This window comes from Rheinheimera soli, assembly GCF_031457405.1.
Taxonomy (GTDB): Bacteria; Pseudomonadota; Gammaproteobacteria; order Enterobacterales; family Alteromonadaceae; genus Pararheinheimera; species Pararheinheimera soli_A.
Map to the genome: position 1 here is coordinate 552,841 of NZ_JAVDWR010000001.1, position 26,534 is coordinate 579,374.

Here is a 26,534-nt window from a genome sequence, read left to right on the forward strand (position 1 = left end):
ACCAACCCAAGTGGAAGTCTGTGAAAAGCCTGCAATTCCCCCTGAGTGTCCGTATTGGTTTGCGTTACAGCCAGAGCCGGAAAGGACATGGGTTTTTATCCTTTATTACGCTGTTTTCTGTCACAGGTATTTTTTTAGGTGTGATGGCGCTGACTATTGTCAGCTCTGTGATGAATGGTTTTGAAGCTGAACTAAAAAAACGTATCTTAGGTGTGATCCCCCACTTAATAGTGCAAAGCGCGTCAGAGCCACAGCTTGATATCGCCGCTTTGCAACAGAAATACCGACAAATTCAGCAGGCCACACCTTATCTGCAACTGGAGGCTTTGGCACAAAGCCCTGGTCAACTGACTGCTGTGTTATTGCAAGGCATAGAGCCGGATCAAATCCCGTCTTTTTTACAACAATCTCTGGTCGCCGGTGACTGGTCTGCTTTAACAGCTCAGCCTTATTCTGTGATTTTAGGTGCTGGTCTTGCCGATGAGTTAAAAGTTGGCCCTGGTCAACAAATTCGTTTATTGCTGGCTGAAGGGGGAAGTTTTACCCCTATGGGCTGGTTGCCACGTCAACGTTTATTTACTGTCGCTGGTTTAATTAATACCGGCTCTGAAGTAGATAACGGCGTGGCGTTGTTGCATTTGCCTGATTTAAAACGGCTGGGCAGTAAACTCAAAGATGCACCGCAGTGGCGTTTGAGTCTCGCTGAGCCTTTTAGTGCTCCGGTGTTAGCCAATGAGATAGCCAGATCCCCGGCTGTGGAAAAAGTCACAGACTGGCGGGACAGTCATGGAAAGTTATTTGCGGCCGTGGCGATGGAAAAAGCCATGATGTGGCTGATGTTACTGCTGATAGTGGCCGTAGCTGCTTTTAATATAGTGTCCGCTTTGGTGATGATGGTTACAGAAAAACAACGTGAAGTAGCTATCTTAAAAACTCAGGGCATGACAGACGCTCAGCTTTTCACCGTTTTTGCCGTACAGGGTATGAATAACGGCCTGCTTGGTACTTTAAGTGGTGCTGTGGCCGGCATTGTGATCGCATGGCAGCTTAACAGTATATTGTCACTTTTGGGCATTAGTGTGGTGGCCGGGGTGGCTTTGCCTGTCGATATTCAGCCAGTGCAAATCTTTTTTATAGTGGTATCAGCTTTGGTGCTGACGGCCCTGGCTGTGGTTTATCCAGCCTGGCGGGCAGTGCAAGTACAACCAGCAGAGATTTTAAGAGATGAGTAGTATTTTAACAGCCCGTCAAATCAATAAAAGTTACCGAGATGGTGCAAATGTCACTCCGGTTTTGCATCAGGTCAGTCTTGAAGTCAAAGCGGGCGAAATGCTGGCGATAGTCGGCAGTTCAGGTTCAGGTAAAAGTACCTTGTTGCATATTTTAGGCACTTTGGATCAGCCGGACAGTGGTGAGCTGACCTTATTAGGCAAAGTTGTGGCTAAGTTATCGGCCAATGCCAAAGCAAAACTGCGTAATGAGAAACTGGGCTTTATTTATCAGTTTCACCATCTGCTGATGGATTTTACTGCGCTTGAAAACGTGGCTATGCCGCTGCTTATTCGGGGTGAGTCTAACGAAAACGCCGAACAAAAAGCAGCAGCTATGTTAAAACGTGTGGGTTTAGGGCACAGGGTCGATCACCGGCCTGCTGAATTGAGCGGCGGTGAGCGTCAGCGTGTTGCTATAGCCCGGGCTTTGGTGGGAGAGCCTGCTTTGGTGCTGGCCGATGAGCCTACTGGTAATCTGGATCATCAAACCGCAGAAAGTATTTATAAGCTGTTACGTGAATTAAACCGGGAGCTGAAAACCAGCTTTATTGTGGTGACCCATGATTTAGCTCTGGCGAAAAAGCTCGACCAGCAATACTGGATGCGTGATGGCCACCTGGGCAAAACTATGGATGGCCTGAGTCATGGCTAGTTTGTCCTGGCAACTGGCGCAGCGGTATCGCAAAAGCCGTAACAGTAATGCCTTTATCCGTTTTATTGCGGCCTCTTCGACTATAGGCATTGGCCTTGGTGTTGCTATTCTTATCCTGGCCTTATCTGTGATGAACGGCTTTGAGCTGGCATTAAAAGATAAACTTTTGTCTGTTATTCCTCATGTGGAATTGCAGGCCGTGTCGGACCCTATTCAGAACTGGCGGAAAAAAATTCAGCCTTTGCAACAACACCCGGGCGTTGTTGCGGGCGCGCCTTATATCAAAACCAATACCATGATCCGTAGCGGCGCTAAAGTCAAAGCAGCAGGTTTAAGGGGCATTGATCTGCAGCTGGAGCAAGGCATCAGTGCCTTAGGCTCTTTTGTAGTCGCAGGGGATTTAAGCCAGATAGACGAGCATCAGATTGTGCTTGGCAAAGGCATAGCCGACGAAGTGCAGGCCAAAGTAGGGGACGAAGTGCAACTGATGCTGCCGCAAGTTACTGCGGATGGCAAGCTGGCCAGTCATAAGCATGTCAGTTTAACCGTATCCGCCATCGTCAGTATTGGCGGCCAGCTGGATCACCAACAAGCCTGGGTGGATATTGCTGCTTTAGGGGCCTGGCTGAACTATCCGCAGGGTGCTGTTCAGGGTTTTGCCTTTAAAATTGACGATATTTTTGCCGCACCTTTGTTGTCCAGAGAGTTGGGCAATAAGGCGAGTGATTATGTTTATATGCTGGACTGGTTCCGCACTCAGGGCCATTTGTATAACGATATTCAGATGGTGCGCAGTATCTTGTATCTGGTATTAGTGCTGGTGTTGGCTGTGGCCTGCTTTAATATTGTCGCCACTTTAGTGATGGCAGTGCGGGAAAAACAAGGGGATATTGCTATTTTGTTGACCATGGGGATGCCCAGAAGCCGCATAGTGAAAGCTTTTATGTGGCTTGGCTGGCTGAATGGCTTAACCGGAACTTTAGTCGGGGGCATTGTGGGCTTGTTATTGGCCTGGCAAATAGAGCCGCTGTTTCGCTTTATTACCAGCCTGACCGGTTTTAGCTTACTGGATTCCAGCATTTATTTTGTTGATTATGTGCCTTCTCATATCGAACCCATGCAAGTGGTGATAACCATAGGCATAGCGTTGGTGATGAGTTTACTGGCGACTATTTATCCTGCACTAAGTGCCAGCAAAGTGCAGCCAGCCTTTGTGCTAGGACAACGGTAGTTTCTGGCGAAAGATCTTCAGATAAAAACAAAGAACCTCAGAGCGAGTCGGTTTCAGTCTCACTCTGACGTTTCTTAATGCGGTTTTGCCAGGATTTTTTTGCCGACAAACACCAGAAATAATCCACCAGCGTATAACCCAAAGCCGACAGGGTGCAGCCAATAACCAGACTGCCTAACAGGAAAGGTTTTCCTATGGTATCCAGGCTATCTATCAGCCAGCTTACACTGATCTGAGGCTCGACATGATGGCCGGGATGACCCAGGATCAGCGCTCCCAACTGATAACAAATAAAAAATATTGGCCCCATAGTCAGAGGGTTAGTGATCCAGACTAAGGCGACAGATAAAGGTAAATTTACTCTGAATAAAATAGCTAAAGCTGCAGCTAGTACCATCTGAAACGGCATAGGGATCAACGCGACAAACAAACCCACTGCAAAAGCGCCGCGGGCTGAACGGCGGTTAAAGTGCCACAAATTGTTGTCATGCAACAAAGCACCAAAAATTTTTAGCGACGGGTGTTGCTTGATTTTTTCTGTATCTGGTAGATATTTCTTAATTAGATTCTTTGCCATTACAACTCATTAATGAAAAATTAACGTGAACCGTTTTTTCATCGGCGTGATCAGCGGATGTCTATTGTCATTATTTTTACCAATAGTGCCAGCCCTTTTGTGGCTTATTTTTTTGTTATCTTTGATCCTGATTTGTTTGTACTACCGTTTGCTGTTTTTTACCGGGCTTTGTTGTGCTTTAAGTCTCTGGCTTTGGCAAGTACAACAGCACCAGTTGCATACGCAGCGTTTACTTAGCTTGTCCGATCCCTGGCTAAAAGGGCAGGTGGTGAGTATCAGACAACAAGATGAAGACTTCAGCAGATTTTTATGGCAAATCAATGAAGGACCACACCAGGGGTACTTAGTGCGACTGCGCTGGCAGGATGCGCCACAGGTCTTAGGCCAAGGGCAGCACTGGTGGTTTAAAGTACGTTGTAAAGCAGTTCGCTCCCCGGCCAATCCAGGCTCTGCTTATGTGGAGGCCAATGCCTATGTGCTTGGCCTTGTTGCCAACTGCGTTGTAAAAGATGCGGTTTTGCTGGAGCATGAATGGGATCACCGCCAGCAGTTGTATCAGCGTTTAAAAGCAAAAATTGGTGATTTGCCGTCTTTTTCTCTGATCACCGCTTTAACTTTGGGGGAGCGGCCTTTTAGCGATGAGTTATGGTTAGGTTTGCAGGCGACGGCACTTGGGCATTTAATTTCGATATCCGGTTTTCATATAGGTTTGTTGTTTGGCTGGGTCTATGGACTGATGCTGTTGCTGGCAAACATCCATCTAAGGCTGTTAGTCTGTCGGCAGTGGGCTCCTTTTGTGGCTTTAGCGGCCGCCTGGTATTACAGCTTGCTGGCTGGTTTTGCTATTCCTACCTTACGTGCTTTAGTCGCGCTGGTGTTAGCTGTGTATTTAATGCAACAGCACAGGCGTTTAAGTTACAGCCAAAGCTGGCTGCTGGTCTGTGGCTTGCTGTTGCTGCTAAACCCTTTGTGGGTGATGAGTATCAGCTTCTGGTTGACTGTCTATGCGGTAGCGCTGATTTTTCTCTTTGTCTGGCGTTATCCTTTGCTGGATCACAGTTTCAGGGGAAGAGTCCGCCACGCTGTTAAATTTCAGGCGCTGATGACACTTTTGATGAGTGCGCCTACGTTATTGTTTTTCCATGGCATAGCGCCTTTAGCTTTGTTATCTAATCTGATTTTTGTGCCCTGGTGTTCTTTACTGGTTATTCCTTATTTACTCGTCGCCTTGCTACTGGAGCTGGTGTTGCCTGCGCATGCGGTATGGCACTGGCAATTGGCAGATCTGGTTTTAGCGCCGCTTTACCATTGGTTGCTGTACGGTGCGGCGATGGACTATTGGTGGCTTTTACCTGCTCAGACGGTTTTTTCTGCGCTTTTAGTGGCATTGCTGTTAATGGCTGTGTTTTTCCTGCCCGGTTCTGCCCCTAAGTTACGACTGAGTTTATTGCTGTTGCCTTTTGTTTTTTTATTGTGGCCTAAAGTGGTGCAGTGGCAATTGCATCTGATTGATGTAGGGCAAGGGACGGCTGTGTTGCTGCAAAAAGGTGACAGAGGGCTGCTGTATGATGTGGGGCCTGTGTATGGCAGCTTTAATGCAACCGAAGCTTATGTGTTGCCTTACCTGCATTATCAGGGCATACGCCAGCTGGATTATTTAGTCTTAAGCCATGCTGACAGCGATCATACAGGCGCTTTTTCTGAAGTACTGAAGACTTATCCGAAGGTTCAGTTAATCGCTGATTTTCAGACGGGTTATCCGCAGCAGCCTTGTTTAGCTTTGCCTGCTGTTTATCTGGATGCCCGGTTAGGGTCGTTTCGAAGTGCTTATGCCAAGCCGGAAGGCAATGATTCATCCTGTGTACTTGCGATAGAGGCAGCCGGATGGCGCACTTTATTAACGGGGGATATCAGCAATAAAGTGGAAACCGAGCTGCTCAGTGCTGAACCTGATCTGAAGACGGATCTGTTATTGTTAGGCCATCATGGCAGTAAAAGCTCAAGTCATCTGAGTTTTTTAGCGCAAGTGCAGCCTTTGTTCGCACTCAATAGTGCTGCTGCTAATAATTCGTATGGCCATCCAAGCAAAGAAGTGCGGGCGCGGCTGTCTTTGTTGCAAATTCCGCTGCTGAACACCGCAGACCAAGGGGCTATTCGGATTGAAATAACGGATCAGCAGCTAGATATCTGGCCTTACCGGCAGCAGCCTTTGCCCTTTTGGCTGCAAAAGCAGTGAACAATTGCTGAAAGAGCCGAAACAACAAGGTAGAATGGCCGCGGTTTTCATATTATTTGGGGTTAGATTTGTCTTCACAAACAACAGGTTCAATCAGCACTTTTAAACGCCTGCTGCAGTATTTAAAGCCCTATAAAGCCGGGTTTGCGATGGCCATGTTGGGTATGGCCGGTTATGCCTGCGTGGATGTGTATTTTATTTCACAGTTTTCCAGTTTTATCGACAGAGGCATTACCCAAAAAGATATGGCTTACCTGGCCTGGGCGCCGGTTTTTGTGGTGGGGATGTTTTTCCTGCGCGGTGTATTTCATTTTATTTCCAGTTACTGCTTAACCTGGGCTGGCACTCATATAGTTAAAGACTTACGCCAGCAGTTATTCCGTCAGATGATCGCTTTACCTGTCAGTTATCATGATAAACATTCGACCGGCGAGCTGATTTCCAAAATTACCTACGATGCAGAGCAAATTAAACAAGCCTCCAGTAAAGCACTGATGGTGCTTATTCACGAAGGTGTGTTTGTTTTGGGTTGTCTGGGCCTGATGTTTTATAACAGCTGGCAGCTGTCGCTTATTTTTCTGCTGATAGCACCTGTGATCGCCTTGATCGTCACTCATGTGTCAAAACGCTTTCGCAAAATCAGCAGCAATATGCAAAACGCCATGGGGGATGTCACCACCAGCTCAGAGCAAATGCTAAACGGCCATAAAGTGATCTTATCCTTTGGTTCTGCCGGGCTGGAAAATGCCAGATTTAAAGAAGTAAATAATCGTAACCGCCAGCTGGACGTCAAAATGGAAGCAACCCGTTCCATCAGTGTATCGCTGGTGCAGTTGATCGCTTCTTTTGCTTTAGCTTTTGTGATTTATCTGGCCAGCTTCCCGGCCATGCTCGATACCTTGACCCCTGGTACTTTCAGTGAAATTCTGGCCGCCATGATGCTGTTATTAAAACCGCTCAAACAGCTGACCACTGTGAACAGTGATTTCCAGCGTGGTATGGCTGCTGCAACCAATGTGTTTTTAGTGTTGGACGAAAAGCCAGAGCAGGACACAGGCACTATTGAGCTTGCTCATGTCAAAGGCGCAATAGAAATTAAAGACTTGAGCTTTCATTATCCTGGCCATGAAAAGCAGGTGTTAAAACAGATCAATATTAAAGTGGAGCCCGGTCAGACAGTAGCCTTAGTAGGCCGGTCTGGTAGTGGTAAAACCACGATTTCCAACTTATTGCCGCGTTTTTATGAAATAACACAAGGCGAGATTCTGCTGGATGGCATCAATGCCAAAGACTGCACTTTGGATTCGTTACGTGGGCAAATGGCTGTGGTTTCGCAGCAGGTGGTGCTGTTTAACGACACCATCGCCAATAATATTGCTTATGGTTATCGTGGTGAATTAAGCCGCGAGCATTTGATTAATGTGGCGGAAAAAGCCCACGTGATGGAATTTGTCAGCCAGATGCCACAAGGGTTGGATACAGAAATTGGCGAAAATGGTGTGACTTTATCCGGTGGTCAACGCCAGCGTATTGCCATAGCCAGGGCTTTATTACGTCAGGCACCTGTACTTATTCTGGATGAAGCCACTTCAGCTTTGGATACCGAATCAGAGCGTAAAATACAGGGGGCTTTAGAAGAATTGTTTAAAGGCCGTACCAGTATTGTGATAGCGCACCGGTTATCCACTATTGAAAATGCCGACCAGATCCTAGTGATGGATCAGGGCCAGATCGTAGAGCAGGGCACTCACCAGTCTTTGTTGGCACAAAATGGTTATTATGCTCAGCTGTACAAATTGCAATTTAGCGAGGCCTGATGAACTGGTGGGAGCGCGGCTGGTATAAACAGCATTCTTTTACACTGTTGTTTTGGCCTTTGAGTTTGTTGTATCTGCTGGTGGCTGCTATTCGCCGTGTTGGTTATCAGCGCGGCTGGTTTGCGTCTTTTGCTGTGGAGAAACCTGTTGTTATTGTCGGTAATATTTCAGTCGGGGGCACAGGAAAAACTCCTTTTACGCTTTGGCTCTGTAAGTTTTTAACAGAGCAGGGTTTTACTCCTGGTATTGTCAGCCGGGGTTATGGTGCCCGTATCACCGAACCTGTGCGGGTCACCTCTGTGCATTTAGCCGCTGATGTGGGTGACGAACCTTTGTTATTAGCAGGTAAAAGTAATTGCCCTGTGGTGGTCTGTCCGGATCGGGTGGCAGCAGCACAGTATCTGCTTGCTACCACGGACTGCGATATTGTCATTAGCGATGATGGTTTGCAGCACTACAGATTACAACGTGATTTGGAGCTGGTACTGATTGACGGTCAGCGTGGACTGGGTAATCAGCAGTTATTGCCAGCAGGTCCTTTACGTGAGCCCGTGTCTCGGTTACAAAGCGTCGATGCGGTCATTGTAAATAGCGGCGATTTCCAGTCTGCACGGTATAAAATGGTGTTAAAACCTGTTGTTCCTATTGCTTTAGATGGTCAAAGCCAATGGCCAGAACAAGCACAAGCTGTGACTTTAGTGGCAGCTATAGGCAATCCACAACGTTTTGTCGATACTGTAAAAAGTTTTGGTATTGAGATTAAGAGCACAGAGTTTTTCCGCGATCATTATGCTTTTGATGAAAAGACGTTGGTAGGCATTGAAGGCCCAGTATTGATGACTGAAAAAGATGCGGTGAAATGTCGGGCTTTTGCCAAAGCGAATTGGTATTACCTGCCGGTCGAAGCTCAATTACCGGATGAATTTAAATTCTGGTTGCAGCAGCAGCTGAACCAATGGAGAGATAACTAATGGCTTTAAATATCGCCTTACTGGACATCATTGCTTGTCCAATTTGTAAAAACAAACTGAAACTGGATAAAGAAAAGCAGGAGCTGATTTGTACTGCAGACCGTCTGGCCTATCCGGTAAAACAACATATTCCTGTGTTGTTAAGCTCTGAAGCCCGCACTTTAAGTCTGGATGAGGCTGAGAAATGGCGCTCCTGAACGAAGCTATGAACACTTCAGGCTTTCTGGTTGTTATTCCAGCCCGTTACGCCAGCAGTCGTTTACCTGGCAAACCTTTGGCTGACATTGCCGGCCAAAGTATGATTGAGCGGGTGTACCGTCAGGCCATTAAAAGTGGTGCAGAGCGGGTTGTTATAGCCACTGACGATGCACGGGTGCAGCAGGTGTGTGAAGGCTTTGGTGCTGAAGTTTGTATGACAAGTCCAAAGCATAACTCTGGCACTGAGCGACTGGCCGAAGTGGTGTCTTTATTAGCTTTGGCCGATGAGACAGTGGTGGTGAATGTGCAGGGCGATGAACCTTTTATTCCGCCGGCCATTATCCGTCAGGTGGCCGAAAACTTAGCCAGCCAAAGCAAAGCCCGTATGGCGACTTTGTCTGTGCCTATTGAACATGCAGACGAAGTACAAAACCCGAATGTGGTGAAAGTACAAAGCGACAAAAATGGCTATGCACTGTATTTCAGTCGCTCTGTGATCCCTTTTGATCGCGATAAAAATTTTACTGTAGCTCTGGCTGATATTTATCGCCGTCATATCGGCATTTACGCTTATCGTGCTGGTTTTATTAAGGATTATGTCAGTTGGCCAGCATCACAGCTGGAACAGATTGAATGCTTAGAGCAGCTTAGAGTCTTGTGGCAAGGTGAAGCTATTCATGTATCTACTGCGCTGGAAACTCCTGCTGTGGGCGTAGATACGCCTGAAGATTTAGAACGAGCCCGTTTGGTTGCGGCAGCTTTATAAATGTCATTGAAGCTGGTGTTTGATCACGTCGATTTTCTGGTGCTGGATAAACCTTCCGGAAGCAGTTTTCATTCTGAGTTTGAACCTGGCGTTGTGGCCTTGGCTGAAGTGCAATTTGGTTTAAAGCTCTATGCCGTGCATCGATTAGACAAAGGCACTTCAGGTTTATTACTGCTGGCAAAAAGCAGCGAAGCCGCAGCGGACTTGTCACAACTGTTTCAAAACCAGCAGATCCAAAAGTTTTATGTAGCGCTGACGGATCAAAAGCCGAAGAAAAAGCAAGGTTGGGTCAAAGGTGATATGGTGCAGGCGCGCCGTTCGGCCTGGAAGCTCACCAGTACCTTAACTAATCCTGCGGTCAGTTATTTTGTCTCGGCTTTTTATGAGGTGGAGGGACGCAGAGCTTTTTTGGTCAAGCCTTTTACCGGTAAAACCCATCAGGTGCGGGTCGCTTTAAAAAGTGTCAGCGCTGCTATTCTAGGGGATGAGTTGTATCAGGGCACAGCGGCAGACCGTCTCTATCTGCATGCTTATGCGCTGTATTTTAGCTGGCGTGGCACTGATATTAAGCTGGTGTTGCCTCCATCTGATGGCACAGAGTTTTTATCGCCATCCTTGTTGCAGCACCTGAATCAGATTTGGGCAGAACCTGCATTGCTGGAGTGGCCTTTGTATCAAAAACCAACAACCTCTAAAGTTGTTGAGTAAAAGAGTAATTTACGTGTCCGATTATTTATTACGTTTTGCCGGCATAGGCCGTTTGTATGGTACCAAAGCATTGGATGCGTTTCAGAAGGCTCATGTTTGTGTGGTTGGCATTGGTGGGGTTGGCAGCTGGGCTGCTGAAGCTTTGGCGCGCTCGGGCATAGGTGAAATAACACTGATTGATTTGGATGATATTTGCATCAGCAACACCAACAGGCAACTGCATGCCTTGTCGGGCAGCATAGGGCAGGACAAAGTGGCGGTGATGGCAGAGCGTATTAAAGCTATTAATCCGGACTGTATAGTGCATCAGGTGGAAGATTTTGTCAGCTCTGACAATTTATTTGAGCTGATGAGCAGCAATTTTGACTATGTGGTGGATTGCATCGATTCGATCAAAGCTAAAGTCGCGCTGATAGCACACTGTAAACGCAATAAAATTGCGATAGTGACGGTAGGCGGAGCAGGCGGGCAGGTGGATCCCACTCAAATTCAGCTGGCCGATTTAAGCCAGACTGTCTACGACCCTTTGTTATCCAAAGTTCGGAACACGCTACGTCGTGACTACAACTATAGTCGTAACCCTAAACGACGTTTTGGTATAGATGCGGTGTATTCGACCGAGCAACTGGTGTATCCAAAAGGCGATGGCACCGTTTGTCAGACCAAACCAGAACTGGATGGCCCTATGCGCTTAGACTGCAGCGGTGGTTTTGGAGCCGTCACTGTAGTAACTGGCTCTTTTGCTTTTGTGGCTGTCTCAAGAGTGCTGAAAAAGCTGGCGGAAAAAGCGAATAAATGAAATTAGGGTCAGATCACATTTTTCATTTTGTTTAATACAGACCGCAATCCATTGCTGCGGGAGGGGCTGATATTTTGTTGCAGCTGCAATTCGTTTAGCAATAACTCTGGTGTCGCCTTGGCGAACTCTTCTGCGGTTAAACCATTCACTTGCGCTAAAATCAGAATAATTAAGCCTTTGACAATGCGGGCATCGCTGTCGAAGGCCCAGAAATGTTGTGTTGTAACAGGGTCCTGATAATGCAGCAGCCAGGCTTTGCTTTCGCAGCCCTGAACTAAAAACTCATCTCTGTGCCCATCATTGTCAAAAGCAGGTAATGCTTTGCCTAGCGTCATTAAAATACGGTATTTGCTTTGCCAGTCTTTCAGCTGCTGTAATTCCGGCAGCTGTGTATCGTAAATGTTTTTTAGCGCAGCAGCGGTTTCTGTAAAGATATCTGGTCGGATCATTCAGCAAGTAACTCCACTGCAGTAGCTAAAGCGGTTAAAGTTCGGTCAATTTCGTCGAAACTGTTATAACAGGCAAAAGAAAATCGCACTGAACCTTTGCTATTGAGTGCCTGAAATAGCGGCATAGCACAGTGAGTTCCGGCCCGTACTGCGATTTTTTGTTGATCAAGTAAGGTCGCGAGGTCGGCAGGGTGCTCATTTTTCAGGTTGAGTGCCACTATTCCTGCGTTGGTTGTCGGACCAGATAGCAGCTCAAGTCCAGGAATTTGTCGACAACCCTCATAAAAACGTTGTAGCAGCGCTTTTTTATGCTGCTGCATCGCCGCTAAATCTTGCTGTTGCAGCCATACAATAGCTGCTGCAAGGCCAACAGCACCCGCCATATTAGGCGTGCCAGCTTCTAATCTATAAGGTAAATCGTTCCAGCTGCTGCCAGAAAAACTCACCGTTTTAATCATTTCGCCACCACCCAGCAGTGGGCGCAGCAACTCTAAATACTCTGTTTTTCCATACAAAACACCACTACCTGTTGGACCATACAGCTTGTGGCCGGAGAGCAGATAAAAATCCAGATCCAAGGCCTGTACATCAACTTTTTCCCAGACAATACCCTGAGCGCCGTCCAGCACCACAATAGCCCCAGCAGCCTTGGCCAGCCGCACTATGTCTGCGATTGGCTGAATATGGCCCAAAGCATTAGAGACATGGCTGATACTGACGACTTTAGGTTTGAGCTTTAATAATTCTGCAAAAGCAGTCAGGTCAAAACGATGCTCTGTCGTCAAAGGTACGACGTCCAACTCCACACCAAAGGGCAAAGCATGGATATGCCAGGGCACTATATTGGCGTGATGTTCCATAGTTGAAATTAATACCCGATCGCCGGACTGCAAAACAGGCCCCATCAGACCAAACACCAACTGATTAAAACCTGCAGTGGTGCCGCTGGTCCAGATGATTTCATGCGAAAAACGGGCATTTAAGAACTGAGCTACAGTGGTTCTGGCTGCTTCAAAGGCCGCAGTTGCTTGTTGGCTTAAGCCATGGGCTGAGCGATGCACATTGCTGTTTTGCTGGCTGTAAAACTGATTCATTGCATCAAAAACGGCTTGAGGTTTGTGCAAAGTGGCTGCGTTATCCAGATAAATCCAATCCGGATGAGCGGTAAAAAACGGGAATTGTTGCCGCAAAGCGGGGAGATTGAAATTCAAGATTGGCAACCTAAAGCTGTAAAAAACGAGGCCGGATCATAACATCCGGCCTCATCAGCAGGTTAGGCTTTTTTGTAGTCGCGCTTGGTGTAGCCGGTGTACAGCTGACGCGGACGACCAATTTTGTGGCCTTTGTCGGACAACATTTCGTCCCAGTGAGAGATCCAGCCAACAGTACGTGACATAGCAAAAATCACAGTAAACATGCTGGTTGGAATACCAATGGCTTTTAAAATGATGCCTGAGTAGAAATCAACGTTTGGATAGAGTTTCTTCTCGATGAAGTACGGGTCTGACAGCGCAATACGCTCCAGTTCCATTGCTACATCCAGCAGAGGATCCTTGATGTTCAACTCTTTTAATACATCGTGGCAGGTTTCACGCATCACTTTGGCGCGAGGGTCAAAGTTTTTGTAAACGCGGTGACCAAAGCCCATCAGACGGAAACTGTCGTTTTTGTCTTTAGCGCGAGCCACAAACTCAGGAATACGCTCTACAGAGCCGATTTCCTGTAACATTTTTAAGCAAGCTTCGTTGGCGCCGCCATGTGCAGGGCCCCACAAAGATGCTACGCCAGCAGCGATACAAGCGTATGGGTTTGCGCCTGAAGAACCAGCTAAACGCACTGTGGACGTTGAAGCGTTTTGCTCATGGTCTGCATGCAGCATAAAAATGCGGTCCATTGCTTTAGCAACAATAGGACTGACTTTGTAATCTTCAGCTGGTACAGAGAACATCATATGCAGGAAGTTTTCTGCATAAGTTAAGTCATTGCGTGGGTACACAAAAGGCTGACCTACAGTGTACTTATACGCCATGGCAGAGATAGTAGGTAACTTGGCAATTAAGCGGTGGGCACTGCGTTTACGCTGAGCCGGGTCGTTAATGTCCAGGTCTGAGTGATAAAAAGATGACAGAGCGCCAACCACACCACAGAGCATAGCCATAGGGTGAGCATCAACACGGAAGCCCTGGAAAAATGAGGCAATTTTCTCATGTACCATGGTGTGGCGCGTGATGGTATGCACAAAGTCTTCGTACTTTTCTTTGCCTGGTAATTCGCCTTCCAGTAACAAATAACAGGTTTCCAGATAATCTGAATGCTCTGCTAATTGCTCAATTGGGTAACCCCGGTGTAACAACACGCCATTGTCACCATCGATATAGGTGATTTTTGATTCGCATGAGCCCGTGGCCATAAAGCCCGGATCGAAGGTGAAGTATCCTTGCTGACCTAAAGCACGAACATCAATAACATCAGTGCCTGCAGTGCCAGAATAGATAGGAAGTTCAAATGGTGCCTGTCCTTCGATCTGCACGACAGCTTTTTTATCTGCCATTGGATTTCTCCTGTTGTTTTAATTGGGTTAAACCTTTTCGCAGCTATTCTAACGTCAAGTGCTGCCTAAAAGTCAATTTTAATGCGCGATTGGATAATAAGTATTCGACTCTGGTCGTATTGCCATCAAAGTTGAATGCTGTAGGGTAGAGTACGCAGAAATTCGATAACCAAATCAAACATAAATTGTAATCCGAAGTGGTGAATTATATACTGTCGCGGGTTTTAAACCTGTTCAGCGTTTGATAGATAAAAAAACAGGCTGAACCACACTGAGCTGTAGCCTGTATATCCATTGGGCGTTGACTGAATATTCAGCAACACATAATGACAACAAAGCTCTATAAAGAGCGTCGATGGGCAAGAAACTGTGAAAAAGCAAAGACCTGTAAATCTCGACCTTACAACAATATCTTTTCCTGCTCCTGCGTTAGCGTCGATCCTGCACCGCGTAACTGGCGTCGCCATGTTTTTCGCTTTGGTGTTTGTGATCTGGGCTTGGGCAGTCTCTTTGTCTTCTGCTGAAGGCTTTGAGCAAGTGAAACTGGTATTACAATCCTTCATCGCCAAGTTTATCGCCTGGGGTACTATCACAGTATTGCTTTATCACATGATTGGTGGCATCCGTCACTTGATTATGGACATGGGCCACTGGGAAGAACTGAAGTCCGGTAACCTGAGCGCAGTCATTACTATAGTACTGTGGATTGTATTAGCTGTTTTAACAGGAGTTTGGTTATGGTTCTGAATCAAGCCAGTTTAAAGCGCGACGGTGTCAAAGACTACGTTTCGTTACGTGCCACAGCCATTATTCTGACGCTGTACACTCTGTTTATTCTGGGATTTTTCCTGGTCACTCCAGAAGTGACTTACGATGTCTGGAAAGCGCTGTTTTCCGGTCTGCTGATGAAAGCCTTCACTTTATTAACCTTAGTTTGTATCGCAGTTCACACCAAAATTGGTTTGTGGCAGGTATTAACTGATTACGTTAAAAACGCAGCTTTGCGTGGCGTTTTACAGTTCCTGTTGTACACCTTAGCTTTTGGCTATGTGGCTGTTGGTCTCTTTGTTCTGTGGGGTGTTTAAGTGAATATTCCAGTACGCGAATTTGATGCCGTAGTAATAGGCGCAGGTGGTGCGGGTATGCGCGCCGCTCTGCAAATTACTGAATCAGGTTTAACCTGTGCTTTGTTATCCAAAGTATTCCCAACCCGTTCTCACACTGTATCTGCACAAGGTGGTATCACTGTTGCGTTAGGTAACTCTCACCCGGACAACTGGGAATGGCACATGTTTGATACTGTCAAAGGTTCCGATTATATCGGTGACCAGGACGCTATTGAATACATGTGTAAAACTGGCCCTGAAGCCATTACTGAACTGGAGAACATGGGCTTACCTTTCTCTCGTTTTGAGAATGGCCGTGTTTATCAGCGTCCTTTTGGTGGTCAGTCGAAAAACTTTGGTGGCGAACAGGCCGCCCGTACCGCAGCTGCTGCAGACCGTACTGGTCATGCTTTATTGCACCTGCTGTACCAGCAAAACGTAAAAAACAAAACTCAGGTATTTTCTGAGTGGTACGCTTTGGATCTGGTAAAAAACCAGGACGGCGCAGTGGTAGGTTGTACTGCCATTGAAATCGAAACCGGTGAAATTGTTTACTTCAAATCCCGTGCAGTAGTTTTAGCTACTGGTGGTGCAGGCCGTATCTTCGCCTCTACGACTAATGCGCACATCAACACCGGTGACGGTGTAGGTATGGCTTTACGTGCCGGTGTGCCGCTGCAGGATATGGAAATGTGGCAATTCCACCCGACAGGTATTGCAGGTGCCGGTACGCTGGTGACTGAAGGTTGTCGTGGTGAAGGTGGTTACTTATTAAATAAAGACGGCGAGCGTTTTATGGAGCGTTATGCGCCAAACGCCAAAGACTTGGCGGGTCGTGACGTTGTAGCTCGTTCTATGATGACTGAAATCCGTGAAGGCCGTGGTTGTGATGGTCCCTGGGGTCCACACATCAAGCTGAAACTGGACCACTTAGGTGCTGAAGTTTTAGAAAGCCGTTTACCAGGTGTCTGTGAATTGTCCAAGACATTCGCTCATGTTGACCCTGTCAAAGAGCCAATTCCTGTGATCCCAACCTGTCACTATATGATGGGTGGTATTCCAACCAACGTACATGGCCAGGTGATCCATCCGAAAGCTGATGGTTCTGAAGTCATAGTTCCAGGCTTATTCGCTTGTGGCGAAATCGCTTGTGTGTCTGTACATGGTGCCAACCGCTTAGGTGGTAACTCCTTGTTAGACTTAGTGGTATTCGGCCGTGCTACAGGTTTACACCTGGGTGAAGCTCTCTCTGCAACTTCTGAATACCGTGCTGCCTCTGATTCCGATCTGCAAGCTGCCTTAGCCCGTACTCAACGTTGGGAAGACAGCAAGCCAGGTCAGGGTGAAGATCCGGTTCAAATCAAAAAAGACTTACAGCAATGTATGCAACTGAACTTCTCGGTATTCCGTGAAGGTGCTGCTATGGCTGAAGGTTTGGCAGAGCTGAAAGAAATCCGTGAACGTCTGAAATATGCGCGTCTGGATGACAAGAGCTCAGACTTCAATACCATGCGTATTGAATGTTTAGAACTGGACAACCTGATGGAAACCGCGTTTTCTACTGCAGTTGCTGCCAACTACAGAACAGAAAGCCGTGGTGCCCACGCTCGTTTTGACTTCCCTGATCGTGACGACGAAAACTGGTTATGCCACAGCGTCTACACGCCAGATACCGAATCAATGTTTAAGCGTAAAGTGAATATGGAACCAAAATTCCGTGAAGCTTTCCCGCCTAAAGCACGTACGTACTAAGAGGGATGCAGAATGAAGAAGTTAGAATTCTCTGTCTATCGTTACAACCCTGACGTCGATAAAGCGCCACGTATGCAGGACTATACTCTGGAGAATCCAGAGGGTCGTGACATGATGGTGTTAGACGCACTGTTGAAATTAAAAGAACAAGACCCAACCTTATCATTCCGTCGTAGCTGCCGCGAAGGTGTCTGTGGTTCAGACGGTCTGAATATGAACGGTAAAAACGGTTTAGCCTGTATTACTCCATTGTCTGCTTTAGGCAAAGGGAAAGGTGGCAAGCTGGTGATCCGTCCATTACCAGGTTTACCTGTAGTGCGTGACTTAGTTGTTGATATGACTCAGTTTTACACTCAGTACGAAAAGGTAAAACCTTACCTGATCAATGATAAGTTACCCCCTGCGGGCGAATACCTGCAGTCACCTGAAGATCGTGAAAAGTTAGACGGCCTGTACGAATGTATTTTATGTGCATGCTGTTCAACTTCTTGCCCATCGTTCTGGTGGAATCCGGATAAATTTATCGGACCAGCTGGTTTATTGCATGCCTACCGCTTTTTAGCTGACAGCCGTGATACTGCCACTGAACAACGTTTAAACGATTTAGATGATGCATTCAGCGTGTTCCGCTGCCATGGCATCATGAACTGTGTCAACGTATGTCCAAAAGGTTTGAACCCGACCAAAGCTATAGGTCAGATCAAATCTATGCTGTTAAACCGGGCGCTTTAAGCGCCCTTTGTCAGAGCTAAAAAGCTTTGATTGGTATAAAATGAAGCGCGCCTGAAACCTCAGGCCGCTTTTTGCGAATTTTTTCCAGGTGCTTCGAATAAGGGAAACTAAATGCACGAAGGTGTAATGAAGGCGTGGTTAGAGTCTTCTCATTTAGGCGGTGGCAACATGGCCTATGTAGATGAGCTCTATGAATCCTACTTAGCTGAATCGACCAGCGTCAGTGATGAATGGCGCGAGTTTTTTGCCAGTCTGCCCAAAATTGACGGCGTAGAACTCGAATCCCGTCACAGTGACATTCGCCAGCAATTTGCTGAACTCGCCAAAAACAAACACCGTGAAGTCATTACGGTGAATGCTGGTGGTTCGGATCAGCGCCAGGTGAAAGTTCTGCAATTAATCAATGCCTTCCGTTTCCGTGGTCATCAGCATGCAAACCTCGACCCGCTGAACCTGTGGAAGCAGCCGCGTGTGCGTGATTTGGAGTTGTCCTATCACGACCTGACTCAGGCAGACTTTGATACCGAATTTAATGTCGGCTCTTTTGCTGGTGGCGACACCAGTATGAAGTTAGGCGACTTATACAAAGCCCTGGAAGCCACCTACTGTGGTTCTATAGGTGCCGAGTATATGCACATTGTTTCGACGGACGAAAAACGTTGGATCCAACAACGTTTAGAAAGCCAACAGGCTTCACGTGCGTTCGGAAAAGAAGAAAAAACCAAACTGTTACAAGGCTTAGTGGCAGCTGATGGTTTGGAAAAATATTTGGCTTCTAAATTCCCGGGCGCCAAGCGCTTTGGTTTAGAAGGCGGTGACGCCATGGTGCCTATGCTCAAAGCCATGATCCACCGTGCCGGCGAGCAGGGCGCAAAAGACTGTATTATTGGTATGGCGCACCGTGGTCGTTTAAATACGCTGATCAACGTATTGGGTAAAAACCCAGGCAAGCTGTTTGACGAATTTGCCGGTAAATACGAAGTGGTTGGCGCAGGTGACGTGAAATACCATATGGGTTTCTCATCTGATTTTGAAACTAAAGGTGGCAATGTTCACTTAGCTTTAGCTTTTAACCCGTCCCACTTAGAAATCGTGAACCCTGTGGTTATAGGTTCAGTACGTGCCCGTTTAGACCGTCGTGGTTGCACAGATGGTTCATTGGCTCTGCCTATTACCATTCACGGTGACTCTGCTTTTGCTGGTCAGGGCGTTGTTGCTGAAACTTTTAATATCTCTCAAACCCGTGCTTTCAAAGTAGGTGGTTCTATCCGTCTGGTGATTAACAACCAGGTCGGTTTCACCACATCTAACCCTGAAGACACCCGTTCTACGCCATACTGTACTGACATCGCCAAGATGGTTCAGGCACCCATTTTCCATGTGAATGGTGATGATCCTGAAGCTGTGATTTTTGTGGCTCAGTTGGCTGTAGACTACCGCAACACCTTCAAACGTGATGTGGTGATTGACTTAGTTTGTTACCGTCGTAACGGTCACAACGAAGCGGACGAGCCAAATGCAACTCAGCCGCTGATGTACCAGAAAATCAAAAAACACCCAACTCCACGTGAGTTATACGCCCAGAAGCTGATTGCTGAAGGCGTGGTGACTGCTGAACAAGTGCAGCAGATGGTCGATGGTTACCGTGATGCCTTAGATAAAGGCGACTGCGTGGTTGAAGAATGGCGTCCTATGACTGAAGTTTCAGTCGACTGGACTCCATACATTGGCCATGACTGGAATGTGGCTTACGATGCCAGTATGACTGTGCCTGATTTAGTCACTTTAGGTGAAAAAGCCATTGCGGTGCCTGAATCTCATACCTTGCAACGTCAGGTTGGTAAAGTGTATGAAGACCGCGCTTTAATGCTCAAAGGCGAGAAAAAGATCGACTGGGGTTTCGCTGAAATTCTGGCTTACGCTTCTATAGTGGGTGCAGGAAACCGTATTCGTATCGTAGGTCAGGATTCTGGCCGTGGTACCTTTTTCCATCGCCATGCCGTATTGCACAGCCAAAACGATGCTTCAACTTATACACCACTGGAACATATCAGCGACTCACAAGGTCCTTTCCAGGTGTACGACTCTGCTTTGTCAGAAGAAGCGGTATTGGCTTTTGAATATGGTTATGCCACAGCTGAACCTCGTGCTTTAGTCATTTGGGAAGGCCAGTTTGGTGACTTCGCCAACGGCGCTCAGGTGGTGATTGACCAGTTCTTAAGCTCAGGCGAACAGAAGTGGGGCCGTTTATGTGGTCTGACATTATTGTTGCCTCATGGTTACGAAGGTCAGGGCCCTGAACACTCCTCAGCCCGTTTAGAACGTTTCTTGCAATTGTGTGCTGATCACAATATGCAGGTTGTGGTTCCAACCACTCCGGCTCAGGTCTATGCGATGATCCGTCGTCAGATGGTACGCCCAATGCGTCGTCCTCTGATTGTGATGTCACCTAAATCTTTGTTACGTCACCCGTTAGCTACTTCTACCTTAGAAGAACTTGCTTCTGGTGTATTCCAGAACGCCATTGCTGAAATTGATCCAATCAAGCCAGCTGATGTGAAACGTGTGGTGATGTGTAGCGGTAAGGTGTACTACGATCTGTTGGAAGAACGTCGTAAACGCAATCTGACCGACATTGCTATTGTCCGTATTGAACAGTTGTATCCATTCCCTGCACAAGAGATGGAAGCGATCATGAAAGACTACCAGCATGTAAAAGATTTTGTCTGGTGTCAGGAAGAACCTCAGAACCAGGGCGCCTGGTACTGCAGTCAACACCATTTCTGGGCTTCAATCCCAGCAGGTGGAAAACTGACGTACGCTGGCCGTGAAGCATCGTCTTCACCTGCAGTAGGTTACTTGTCTGTGCACAACAAACAGCAACAGGCTTTAGTCAACGCAGCTTTAACTATAGCTTAATAATTTGGCACAACTTTGGTTGTGCCGTTTTTGTATTCAGTCAGTGCTGCCGCAAGGCGCTCTGACTTTAGTTTAAGTAACGATTCAGAACCCAATTTTTTAAAAAAAGGTGACAAAGTGGAAATTAAAGTCCCGGTACTACCAGAATCAGTTGCAGACGCAACAATCGCCACCTGGCATGTAAAAACAGGTGAAGCCGTTAGCCGTGATCAAGTCCTGGTTGACATTGAAACCGATAAAGTTGTACTTGAAGTCGTGGCTCAGGCCGATGGCGTTATGGGCGAAATCGTTCATGCAGAAGGTGCAACTGTATTGGCTGAACAAGTCATTGGTCATATGAACGCTGGCGCTGCAGCTCCTGCCGCCGCACCTGCTGCTAAAGCTGACGCTGCTCCGGCCGCTGCAGCTCCTGCAACAGAATCAGATGACGTATTAACTCCATCTGTTCGTCGCCTCATTGCTGAAAAAGGCTTAGACGCTGCTAAAATCCAGGGTTCTGGTAAAAATGGCCGTGTCACTAAAGAAGACGTAGAAAAATTCCTGGCCGGTGCACCAGCTGCTCCTGCTAAAGCTGCTGTTGCTGCTCCAGCTCCGGTACAAGGTGACCGTTCACAAAAACGTGTGCCTATGACACGTTTACGTAAAACTATCGCGAACCGTCTGTTAGAAGCGAAAAACTCTACAGCCATGTTAACGACCTTCAACGAAGTGAACATGAAACCAATTATGGAACTGCGTAAGCAGTACCAGGACGTGTTTGAAAAGCGTCACGGTATCCGTTTAGGTTTTATGTCTTTCTACGTCAAAGCTGTGACTGAAGCGCTGAAACGTTTCCCTGAAGTGAACGCTGCTATTGATGGCGATGACATCGTGTATCACAACTACTTCGACGTCAGCATCGCTGTGTCTACACCTCGTGGTCTGGTAACACCGGTTCTGCGTGACTGTGACAAAATGAACCTTGCTGAAATCGAAAAAGCCATCAAAGACTTAGCCTTAAAAGGCCGTGACGGTAAGCTGTCTATGGACGACTTAACTGGCGGTAACTTCACTATCACGAACGGTGGTGTGTTCGGTTCTCTGATGTCTACTCCAATCATCAACCCGCCACAATCAGCTATTCTGGGTATGCACAAAATCCAGGACCGCGTCATGGTTGTTGACGGCAAGATGGAAATTCTGCCGATGATGTACTTAGCCCTGTCCTATGACCACCGTATCATCGATGGTAAAGAGTCAGTAGGCTTCCTGGTGACTATCAAAGAGTTGCTGGAAGATCCAACCCGTATTCTGCTGGATATCTGATATCTGGAAAAAGTAACTAAAAATGCTGTTGTTTTATAGCAACAGCATTTTTTATCAGACTGATTGGCACTATAATACGCGCCGATCTAAAGGTCAGGTTGCACCTCCGGTGTAGCCTTCAATGTCAAAATGAACGGAAAATAGCCATGAATTTGCACGAGTATCAGGGTAAACAACTGTTTGCCCAATATGGTTTGCCTGTATCGAAAGGCATCGCCGCAGCAACTGTTGAAGAAGCGGTAGAAGCTGCAGATAAAATCGGCGGCGACATGTTTGTTGTCAAGGCTCAGGTTCACGCTGGTGGTCGCGGTAAAGCGGGCGGCGTTAAACTGGTGAAGAGCAAAGAAGACATCAAAGCTTTTGCTGAAAAATGGCTTGGTAAGCAACTGGTGACTTACCAGACAGACGAAAAAGGTCAGCCTGTAAGTCGTATCCTGGTTGAACCTTGTACTGACATCGCGAAAGAACTGTATTTAGGTGCAGTAGTAGACCGTTCTTCACGTCGTATCGTGTTTATGGCGTCTACTGAAGGCGGCGTGGAAATTGAGACCGTAGCCCACGAAACTCCGGAAAAAATTCTGAAAGCTGCAATAGACCCACTGGTAGGCGCTCAGCCATTCCAGGGTCGTGAATTAGCATTCAAATTAGGCCTGGAAGGCAAGCAAGTTGCACAGTTCGTGAAAATTTTCATGGGCTTAGCTCAACTGTTTAAAGACAAAGATTTAGCTCTGCTGGAAGTGAACCCTCTGGTTATCACTCCTGCCGGCGATCTGCACTGCTTAGATGCCAAACTGGTGATCGACGGCAACGCTCTGTACCGTCACCCTGATTTAAAAGCTATGCAGGATCCTTCACAGGAAGATCCGCGTGAAGCACATGCTGCTTCATGGGAACTGAACTACGTAGCTTTAGGTGGCGATATCGGCTGTATGGTGAACGGTGCCGGTTTAGCTATGGGTACTATGGACATCGTGAAATTACACGGTGGCCAACCAGCTAACTTCCTGGACGTTGGCGGCGGTGCGACTAAAGAACGTGTTGTTGAAGCCTTCAAAATTATCCTGTCTGATGACGCTGTTAAAGCGGTATTCATCAACATTTTCGGCGGTATCGTTCGTTGCGATATGATTGCTGAAGGTGTGATCGGCGCAGTGAAAGAAGTCGGCGTGAAAGTACCAGTTGTTGTTCGTCTGCAAGGTAACAATGCAGAACTGGGTGCTAAAGTGCTGTCTGAAAGCGGCCTGAATATTATCGCTGACACAGACCTGACTAGTGCTGCCAAGCAAGTAGTTGCTGCAGCGGCTAAGGCATAAGGGGTTATCAATGAGCGTTTTAATTAATAAAGATACCAAAGTAATTTGTCAGGGCTTCACGGGTGCTCAGGGTACTTTCCACTCTGAACAAGCCATTGCTTACGGCACTAAAATGGTTGGTGGTGTGACTCCTGGTAAAGGCGGTCAAACTCACTTAGGTTTACCAGTATTCAATACAGTAAAAGAAGCAGTAGAAGCGACTGGTGCAGAAGCATCAGTAATTTACGTACCTGCAGCTTTCTGTAAAGATTCTATCCTGGAAGCTGCAAACGGTGGCATTAAGCTGATCGTTTGTATCACTGAAGGCATTCCTACTTTGGATATGCTGGATGCTAAAGTACGTTGTGACGAATTAGGCGTACGCTTAATTGGCCCTAACTGCCCAGGCGTAATCACTCCGGGCGAATGTAAAATTGGTATTATGCCAGGCCACATTCACTTACCAGGTAAAGTAGGTATTGTTTCACGTTCAGGTACTCTGACGTATGAAGCAGTAAAACAAACTACGGATTACGGTTTCGGCCAGTCTACTTGTGTAGGTATTGGTGGTGACCCAATCCCAGGTTCTAACTTCATCGACATCCTGAAATTATTCCAGGACGATCCACAAACTGAAGCCATCGTTATGATCGGTGAAATCGGTGGTTCAGCTGAAGAAGAAGCTGCTGCTTATATCAAGCAACACGTGACTAAGCCAGTAGTGTCTTACATCGCCGGTGTAACTGCACCAGCGGGTAAGCGCATGGGCCACGCAGGCGCCATCATCTCTGGTGGTAAAGGTACAGCTGACGAGAAGTTCGCTGCATTGGAAGACGCTGGCGTGAAAACCGTGAAAAGCTTAGCCGATATCGGTAAAGCACTGAAAGAACTGACTGGCTGGTAATTAATTCGGGGGATTTTTCCTCCTGATTAACCAGTTGCCGTAGGGGCGGGTTTTATACCCGCCCTTATTATTTCTGGATTTTATACATCTACATTTCCTGAATTATTTCCTCGGAAAACCTGCTTAAAAGCCATAGCTGATTTGATACCCTGCTGTGTAGGGTGCGACCTTTATAGTCGCCTGTTTGGGTTAAGTGTTCAACCTCACTATTCATCTGCTTTTTATATCCTCATCATTTCAAAGTTCAGATAAAAACTGTTGAAATACAGGTACATCGGCGCTAGTTTGTTACAAATAAACAGAACAAAACCAAGGCTTTGGTCAAAGGTTTATTACCCTTGCCTTATTGCATTCAGGAGATCACCAAATGAAATCCATACCTGAACGAGATTGGAAAAGGATCAGGGATTTAAAAGACGAATTACTTAACGTCGCCTGTGAACAAATTTTCCAACGCGTTGAAAAACTCTCAGCTGACAGAGCAGGGCAACAGCATCAAAGTTATTTGCAACTTTATAAATTAATCGAAAAAGAAGACGAAAAAATAGCAAAGATGTTCAATGACCTGAAACGCAGCAACGCCTTTTTTAAGATTGCCGCGCTTAAGCATTATGGGGTGTTGACGGATGCACAGATGGCGCTGTTTTCTGAAGAAACTCAAGCCGTTGTGAAAGACCTTTGCCAGTTTGGGCGTTGAGTTAATCGTTGGGGCAAAGGGCAAGACCTGACACCAATGTTTCGCTCCAGTTTGGGCGTTAATTTAATCGTTGGGGCAAAGGGCAAGACCTGACACCAATGTTTCGCTGACACCAATGTTTCGCTCATTAAAACCCGAAATCACACCCAATTCTGGTCCAGCTGGGTCATGCCGTGATTGAACTGGCTAAAGACAAGGTCAAACAAGCCCCCTGGAGTCATGGCTTGAATAAAAATCAAGACTGTCCCCGTCTTCCTCTTACCCTGCTATTTTAACTGTTCGTCACATTTGATAAGGCCTGTTCTGGTTGCTGTGGTGTTATCTCATCAGATGAAAATAGCGTCAGAGAAAAAGGAATTTGAATGAAAGTTGTCTTACTTGTTATGCTTTGTCTGTACCCCTTTATCAGTCTCGCTGCTACGGCAGAAATGTTGGTGACTAAACTTTCAGATGAGGCTTATCTCTTAAAATCAGCAAACTACAACACCAATACAGGTGCACTCAAAACCAGCAGAGGGATTGTTTTAATTGATCCTATGCCTGGAGAAAATAACCTCAGGGTTCTGAGCAAACAACTCAACGGGATCTATGGCAGTCAGCATATTTATGTGCTGAATACCCATCAGCATGATGACCATTCAGGCGGCAATAGCTATTTTGTTAATGCCGGAGCTAAGCTGTTGAGTTCAACAATAGATTGGGCAGAGATTAAAACTGTAGAAGTTAAATCTCATAGTTCAGCCGACAACATATTCTTTCATCGAAGCAGTAATAGTATTTTTGTCGGTGATATATACGATACAGACTGGCATCCCACTTTTTACGCCGGCGGAGTGGCTGGCTTTGTCAGTGCTGTGGATGCGATTCTCGAGTTGGGAGATGAAAACAGCCTGATCATTCCTGGTCATGGCAAACCGACCAGTAAAGAGGAATTAAAAAAGTTCAGACAAAACACTCTGGATTGGGTGTCTGAAGTCAAAGCGTTAAAAGAAAGTGGGCTGCAGCTCAGCGAAATTCAGCATAACGAACAAATAAAAAAAATATTCCAGCGGTTCAATGTTGAAAACCGGGCTGTTTTTGTGCCAGAAAAAGCTTTTATTCGTTTTATCGAAAGAACATTAGCTGAGATTGATAATGCGTTGTAAAAATCAAAAATACGCCTCTGAAAGGGGCTTGTTTGGCTTTTGCTCTTTTTTGCCAGTTGAACTGTGCAAATGTGGCTTGAGTGAACAGGATGCAGCCTCGATAAGCGGCCAAATTAAATACCAAAAGGAGTCTTAATGTCTGCCTTAGTGAATACGCCAAACCCTCCATATTATGCTGTGATTTTCACTTCGCTTCGCACTGACGGAAATCATGGGTATGCTGAAATGGCTGACAAGATGGTGGCGCTTGCTGCTGTACAACCGGGTTTTCTGGGTATTGAATCAGCCAAAGAAGGCTCGGGTATTACTGTTTCCTATTGGACTGATCTGGAGTCGATAAGGCAATGGAAAAGCAATACTGAACATCTGGCAGCGCAGAAACTTGGCCATGAAAAGTGGTATAGCAGTTTTAAAACCAGGATCGCCAAAGTTGAACGCGATTATGGGATCTAATGG

The 26,534-nt window shown here is 46.6% G+C and carries 25 protein-coding genes; 21 read left to right on the forward strand and 4 right to left on the reverse strand.

Annotation, left to right across the window (positions count from 1 at the left end):
• Nucleotides 1-20 precede the first annotated feature (20 nt).
• From J2W69_RS02475 to J2W69_RS02485, 3 genes are read left to right on the forward strand one after another with little or no spacing between them, the layout of a single operon-like run.
• Entirely contained in the window at nt 21-1,232 is a 1,212-nt protein-coding gene (locus J2W69_RS02475; RefSeq protein WP_310274228.1) for a lipoprotein-releasing ABC transporter permease subunit, read from the forward strand.
• On the forward strand, nt 1,225-1,923 hold the full coding sequence (lolD, locus tag J2W69_RS02480) for a lipoprotein-releasing ABC transporter ATP-binding protein LolD (RefSeq protein WP_310274229.1): 699 nt from the start codon (nt 1,225-1,227) through the stop codon (nt 1,921-1,923). The genes J2W69_RS02475 and lolD overlap by 8 nt, the downstream gene beginning before the upstream one ends.
• On the forward strand, nt 1,916-3,154 hold the full coding sequence (locus J2W69_RS02485; RefSeq protein WP_310274231.1) for a lipoprotein-releasing ABC transporter permease subunit: 1,239 nt from the start codon (nt 1,916-1,918) through the stop codon (nt 3,152-3,154). Before lolD ends, J2W69_RS02485 begins: the two co-directional genes overlap by 8 nt.
• 37 nt (nt 3,155-3,191) lie before the next feature.
• On the opposite strand, the gene J2W69_RS02490 is transcribed toward J2W69_RS02485, so the two are convergent.
• Nucleotides 3,192-3,731, reverse strand: coding sequence for a DUF2062 domain-containing protein (locus J2W69_RS02490; RefSeq protein ID WP_310274232.1), 540 nt, complete (start codon nt 3,729-3,731; stop codon nt 3,192-3,194).
• 64 nt (nt 3,732-3,795) lie between these two features.
• On the opposite strand from J2W69_RS02490, the gene J2W69_RS02495 reads away from it, so the two are divergent.
• From J2W69_RS02495 to tcdA, 7 genes are all read left to right on the forward strand, one after another.
• Nucleotides 3,796-5,967 carry a DNA internalization-related competence protein ComEC/Rec2 gene (locus J2W69_RS02495; protein ID WP_310274234.1) on the forward strand — a complete coding sequence of 724 codons (2,172 nt, stop codon included), beginning with the start codon at nt 3,796-3,798 and terminating at the stop codon, nt 5,965-5,967.
• Between the two features lie 68 nt (nt 5,968-6,035).
• A complete protein-coding gene (msbA, locus tag J2W69_RS02500; RefSeq protein WP_310274236.1) occupies nt 6,036-7,784 on the forward strand; it encodes a lipid A export permease/ATP-binding protein MsbA in 1,749 nt (582 codons plus the stop codon).
• Nucleotides 7,784-8,755, forward strand: coding sequence for a tetraacyldisaccharide 4'-kinase (gene lpxK, locus J2W69_RS02505; protein WP_310274238.1), 972 nt, complete (start codon nt 7,784-7,786; stop codon nt 8,753-8,755). The genes msbA and lpxK overlap by 1 nt, the downstream gene beginning before the upstream one ends.
• Nucleotides 8,755-8,952: a Trm112 family protein gene (locus tag J2W69_RS02510; RefSeq protein WP_310274240.1), complete on the forward strand. Its 198-nt coding sequence runs from the start codon at nt 8,755-8,757 to the stop codon at nt 8,950-8,952. Before lpxK ends, J2W69_RS02510 begins: the two co-directional genes overlap by 1 nt.
• Nucleotides 8,940-9,719 (forward strand): 3-deoxy-manno-octulosonate cytidylyltransferase, encoded by a 780-nt coding sequence (kdsB, locus tag J2W69_RS02515; RefSeq protein WP_310274243.1) that lies wholly within the window; start codon nt 8,940-8,942, stop codon nt 9,717-9,719. The genes J2W69_RS02510 and kdsB overlap by 13 nt, the downstream gene beginning before the upstream one ends.
• Complete coding sequence (locus J2W69_RS02520) at nt 9,720-10,427, forward strand: TIGR01621 family pseudouridine synthase (protein WP_310274244.1); 708 nt, start codon at nt 9,720-9,722, stop codon at nt 10,425-10,427.
• A gap of 13 nt (nt 10,428-10,440) precedes the next feature.
• On the forward strand, nt 10,441-11,226 hold the full coding sequence (tcdA, locus tag J2W69_RS02525; RefSeq protein WP_473091916.1) for a tRNA cyclic N6-threonylcarbamoyladenosine(37) synthase TcdA: 786 nt from the start codon (nt 10,441-10,443) through the stop codon (nt 11,224-11,226).
• Nucleotides 11,227-11,234: 8 nt separating this feature from the next.
• On the opposite strand, the gene J2W69_RS02530 is transcribed toward tcdA, so the two are convergent.
• From J2W69_RS02530 to J2W69_RS02540, 3 genes are all read right to left on the reverse strand, one after another.
• Nucleotides 11,235-11,675 carry a SufE family protein gene (locus J2W69_RS02530; protein ID WP_310274246.1) on the reverse strand — a complete coding sequence of 147 codons (441 nt, stop codon included), beginning with the start codon at nt 11,673-11,675 and terminating at the stop codon, nt 11,235-11,237.
• Nucleotides 11,672-12,886, reverse strand: coding sequence for an aminotransferase class V-fold PLP-dependent enzyme (locus tag J2W69_RS02535; protein WP_310274248.1), 1,215 nt, complete (start codon nt 12,884-12,886; stop codon nt 11,672-11,674). The genes J2W69_RS02530 and J2W69_RS02535 overlap by 4 nt, the downstream gene beginning before the upstream one ends.
• A gap of 62 nt (nt 12,887-12,948) precedes the next feature.
• The gene (locus J2W69_RS02540; RefSeq protein ID WP_310274250.1) at nt 12,949-14,226 is read right to left on the reverse strand and encodes a citrate synthase; all 1,278 of its coding nucleotides are present in this window, start codon (nt 14,224-14,226) and stop codon (nt 12,949-12,951) included.
• A 369-nt stretch (nt 14,227-14,595) separates the two neighbouring features.
• On the opposite strand from J2W69_RS02540, the gene sdhC reads away from it, so the two are divergent.
• The 11 genes from sdhC (at nt 14,596) to J2W69_RS02595 (ending at nt 26,531) form a co-directional block, all read left to right on the forward strand.
• On the forward strand, nt 14,596-14,973 hold the full coding sequence (gene sdhC / locus J2W69_RS02545; RefSeq protein WP_405047864.1) for a succinate dehydrogenase, cytochrome b556 subunit: 378 nt from the start codon (nt 14,596-14,598) through the stop codon (nt 14,971-14,973).
• On the forward strand, nt 14,964-15,311 hold the full coding sequence (sdhD, locus tag J2W69_RS02550) for a succinate dehydrogenase, hydrophobic membrane anchor protein (protein ID WP_310274252.1): 348 nt from the start codon (nt 14,964-14,966) through the stop codon (nt 15,309-15,311). The genes sdhC and sdhD overlap by 10 nt, the downstream gene beginning before the upstream one ends.
• Complete coding sequence (sdhA, locus tag J2W69_RS02555; RefSeq protein ID WP_310274254.1) at nt 15,312-17,084, forward strand: succinate dehydrogenase flavoprotein subunit; 1,773 nt, start codon at nt 15,312-15,314, stop codon at nt 17,082-17,084.
• 12 nt (nt 17,085-17,096) lie between these two features.
• Nucleotides 17,097-17,816, forward strand: coding sequence for a succinate dehydrogenase iron-sulfur subunit (locus J2W69_RS02560; protein WP_008899435.1), 720 nt, complete (start codon nt 17,097-17,099; stop codon nt 17,814-17,816).
• Nucleotides 17,817-17,927: 111 nt separating this feature from the next.
• Nucleotides 17,928-20,735: a 2-oxoglutarate dehydrogenase E1 component gene (locus J2W69_RS02565; RefSeq protein ID WP_310274257.1), complete on the forward strand. Its 2,808-nt coding sequence runs from the start codon at nt 17,928-17,930 to the stop codon at nt 20,733-20,735.
• A 117-nt stretch (nt 20,736-20,852) separates the two neighbouring features.
• Complete coding sequence (gene odhB, locus J2W69_RS02570; protein WP_310274259.1) at nt 20,853-22,040, forward strand: 2-oxoglutarate dehydrogenase complex dihydrolipoyllysine-residue succinyltransferase; 1,188 nt, start codon at nt 20,853-20,855, stop codon at nt 22,038-22,040.
• Nucleotides 22,041-22,186: 146 nt separating this feature from the next.
• A complete protein-coding gene (sucC, locus tag J2W69_RS02575) occupies nt 22,187-23,353 on the forward strand; it encodes an ADP-forming succinate--CoA ligase subunit beta (RefSeq protein WP_008899438.1) in 1,167 nt (388 codons plus the stop codon).
• 10 nt (nt 23,354-23,363) lie between these two features.
• Complete coding sequence (gene sucD, locus J2W69_RS02580) at nt 23,364-24,236, forward strand: succinate--CoA ligase subunit alpha (RefSeq protein ID WP_008899439.1); 873 nt, start codon at nt 23,364-23,366, stop codon at nt 24,234-24,236.
• A 367-nt stretch (nt 24,237-24,603) separates the two neighbouring features.
• Complete coding sequence (locus tag J2W69_RS02585; protein WP_310274262.1) at nt 24,604-24,933, forward strand: hypothetical protein; 330 nt, start codon at nt 24,604-24,606, stop codon at nt 24,931-24,933.
• Between the two features lie 362 nt (nt 24,934-25,295).
• Nucleotides 25,296-26,078: an MBL fold metallo-hydrolase gene (locus tag J2W69_RS02590; RefSeq protein ID WP_310274264.1), complete on the forward strand. Its 783-nt coding sequence runs from the start codon at nt 25,296-25,298 to the stop codon at nt 26,076-26,078.
• Nucleotides 26,079-26,213: 135 nt separating this feature from the next.
• Nucleotides 26,214-26,531, forward strand: coding sequence for an antibiotic biosynthesis monooxygenase family protein (locus tag J2W69_RS02595; RefSeq protein ID WP_310274266.1), 318 nt, complete (start codon nt 26,214-26,216; stop codon nt 26,529-26,531).
• The last annotated feature ends 3 nt before the right edge of the window (nt 26,532-26,534 follow it).

Excerpts from the sequence above, each read along its gene's own strand:
- lolD (WP_310274229.1), top strand. The coding sequence starts at position 1,225 with ATGAGTAGTATTTTAACAGCCCGTCAAATCAATAAAAGTTACCGAGAT.
- J2W69_RS02485 (WP_310274231.1), top strand. The coding sequence starts at position 1,916 with ATGGCTAGTTTGTCCTGGCAACTGGCGCAGCGGTATCGCAAAAGCCGT.
- J2W69_RS02490 (WP_310274232.1), bottom strand. The coding sequence starts at position 3,731 with ATGGCAAAGAATCTAATTAAGAAATATCTACCAGATACAGAAAAAATC.
- lpxK (WP_310274238.1), top strand. The coding sequence starts at position 7,784 with ATGAACTGGTGGGAGCGCGGCTGGTATAAACAGCATTCTTTTACACTG.
- J2W69_RS02510 (WP_310274240.1), top strand. The coding sequence starts at position 8,755 with ATGGCTTTAAATATCGCCTTACTGGACATCATTGCTTGTCCAATTTGT.
- kdsB (WP_310274243.1), top strand. The coding sequence starts at position 8,940 with ATGGCGCTCCTGAACGAAGCTATGAACACTTCAGGCTTTCTGGTTGTT.
- J2W69_RS02520 (WP_310274244.1), top strand. The coding sequence starts at position 9,720 with ATGTCATTGAAGCTGGTGTTTGATCACGTCGATTTTCTGGTGCTGGAT.
- J2W69_RS02530 (WP_310274246.1), bottom strand. The coding sequence starts at position 11,675 with ATGATCCGACCAGATATCTTTACAGAAACCGCTGCTGCGCTAAAAAAC.
- J2W69_RS02540 (WP_310274250.1), bottom strand. The coding sequence starts at position 14,226 with ATGGCAGATAAAAAAGCTGTCGTGCAGATCGAAGGACAGGCACCATTT.
- sdhD (WP_310274252.1), top strand. The coding sequence starts at position 14,964 with ATGGTTCTGAATCAAGCCAGTTTAAAGCGCGACGGTGTCAAAGACTAC.
- J2W69_RS02560 (WP_008899435.1), top strand. The coding sequence starts at position 17,097 with ATGAAGAAGTTAGAATTCTCTGTCTATCGTTACAACCCTGACGTCGAT.
- J2W69_RS02565 (WP_310274257.1), top strand. The coding sequence starts at position 17,928 with ATGCACGAAGGTGTAATGAAGGCGTGGTTAGAGTCTTCTCATTTAGGC.
- sucC (WP_008899438.1), top strand. The coding sequence starts at position 22,187 with ATGAATTTGCACGAGTATCAGGGTAAACAACTGTTTGCCCAATATGGT.
- sucD (WP_008899439.1), top strand. The coding sequence starts at position 23,364 with ATGAGCGTTTTAATTAATAAAGATACCAAAGTAATTTGTCAGGGCTTC.
- J2W69_RS02585 (WP_310274262.1), top strand. The coding sequence starts at position 24,604 with ATGAAATCCATACCTGAACGAGATTGGAAAAGGATCAGGGATTTAAAA.
- J2W69_RS02590 (WP_310274264.1), top strand. The coding sequence starts at position 25,296 with ATGAAAGTTGTCTTACTTGTTATGCTTTGTCTGTACCCCTTTATCAGT.
- J2W69_RS02595 (WP_310274266.1), top strand. The coding sequence starts at position 26,214 with ATGTCTGCCTTAGTGAATACGCCAAACCCTCCATATTATGCTGTGATT.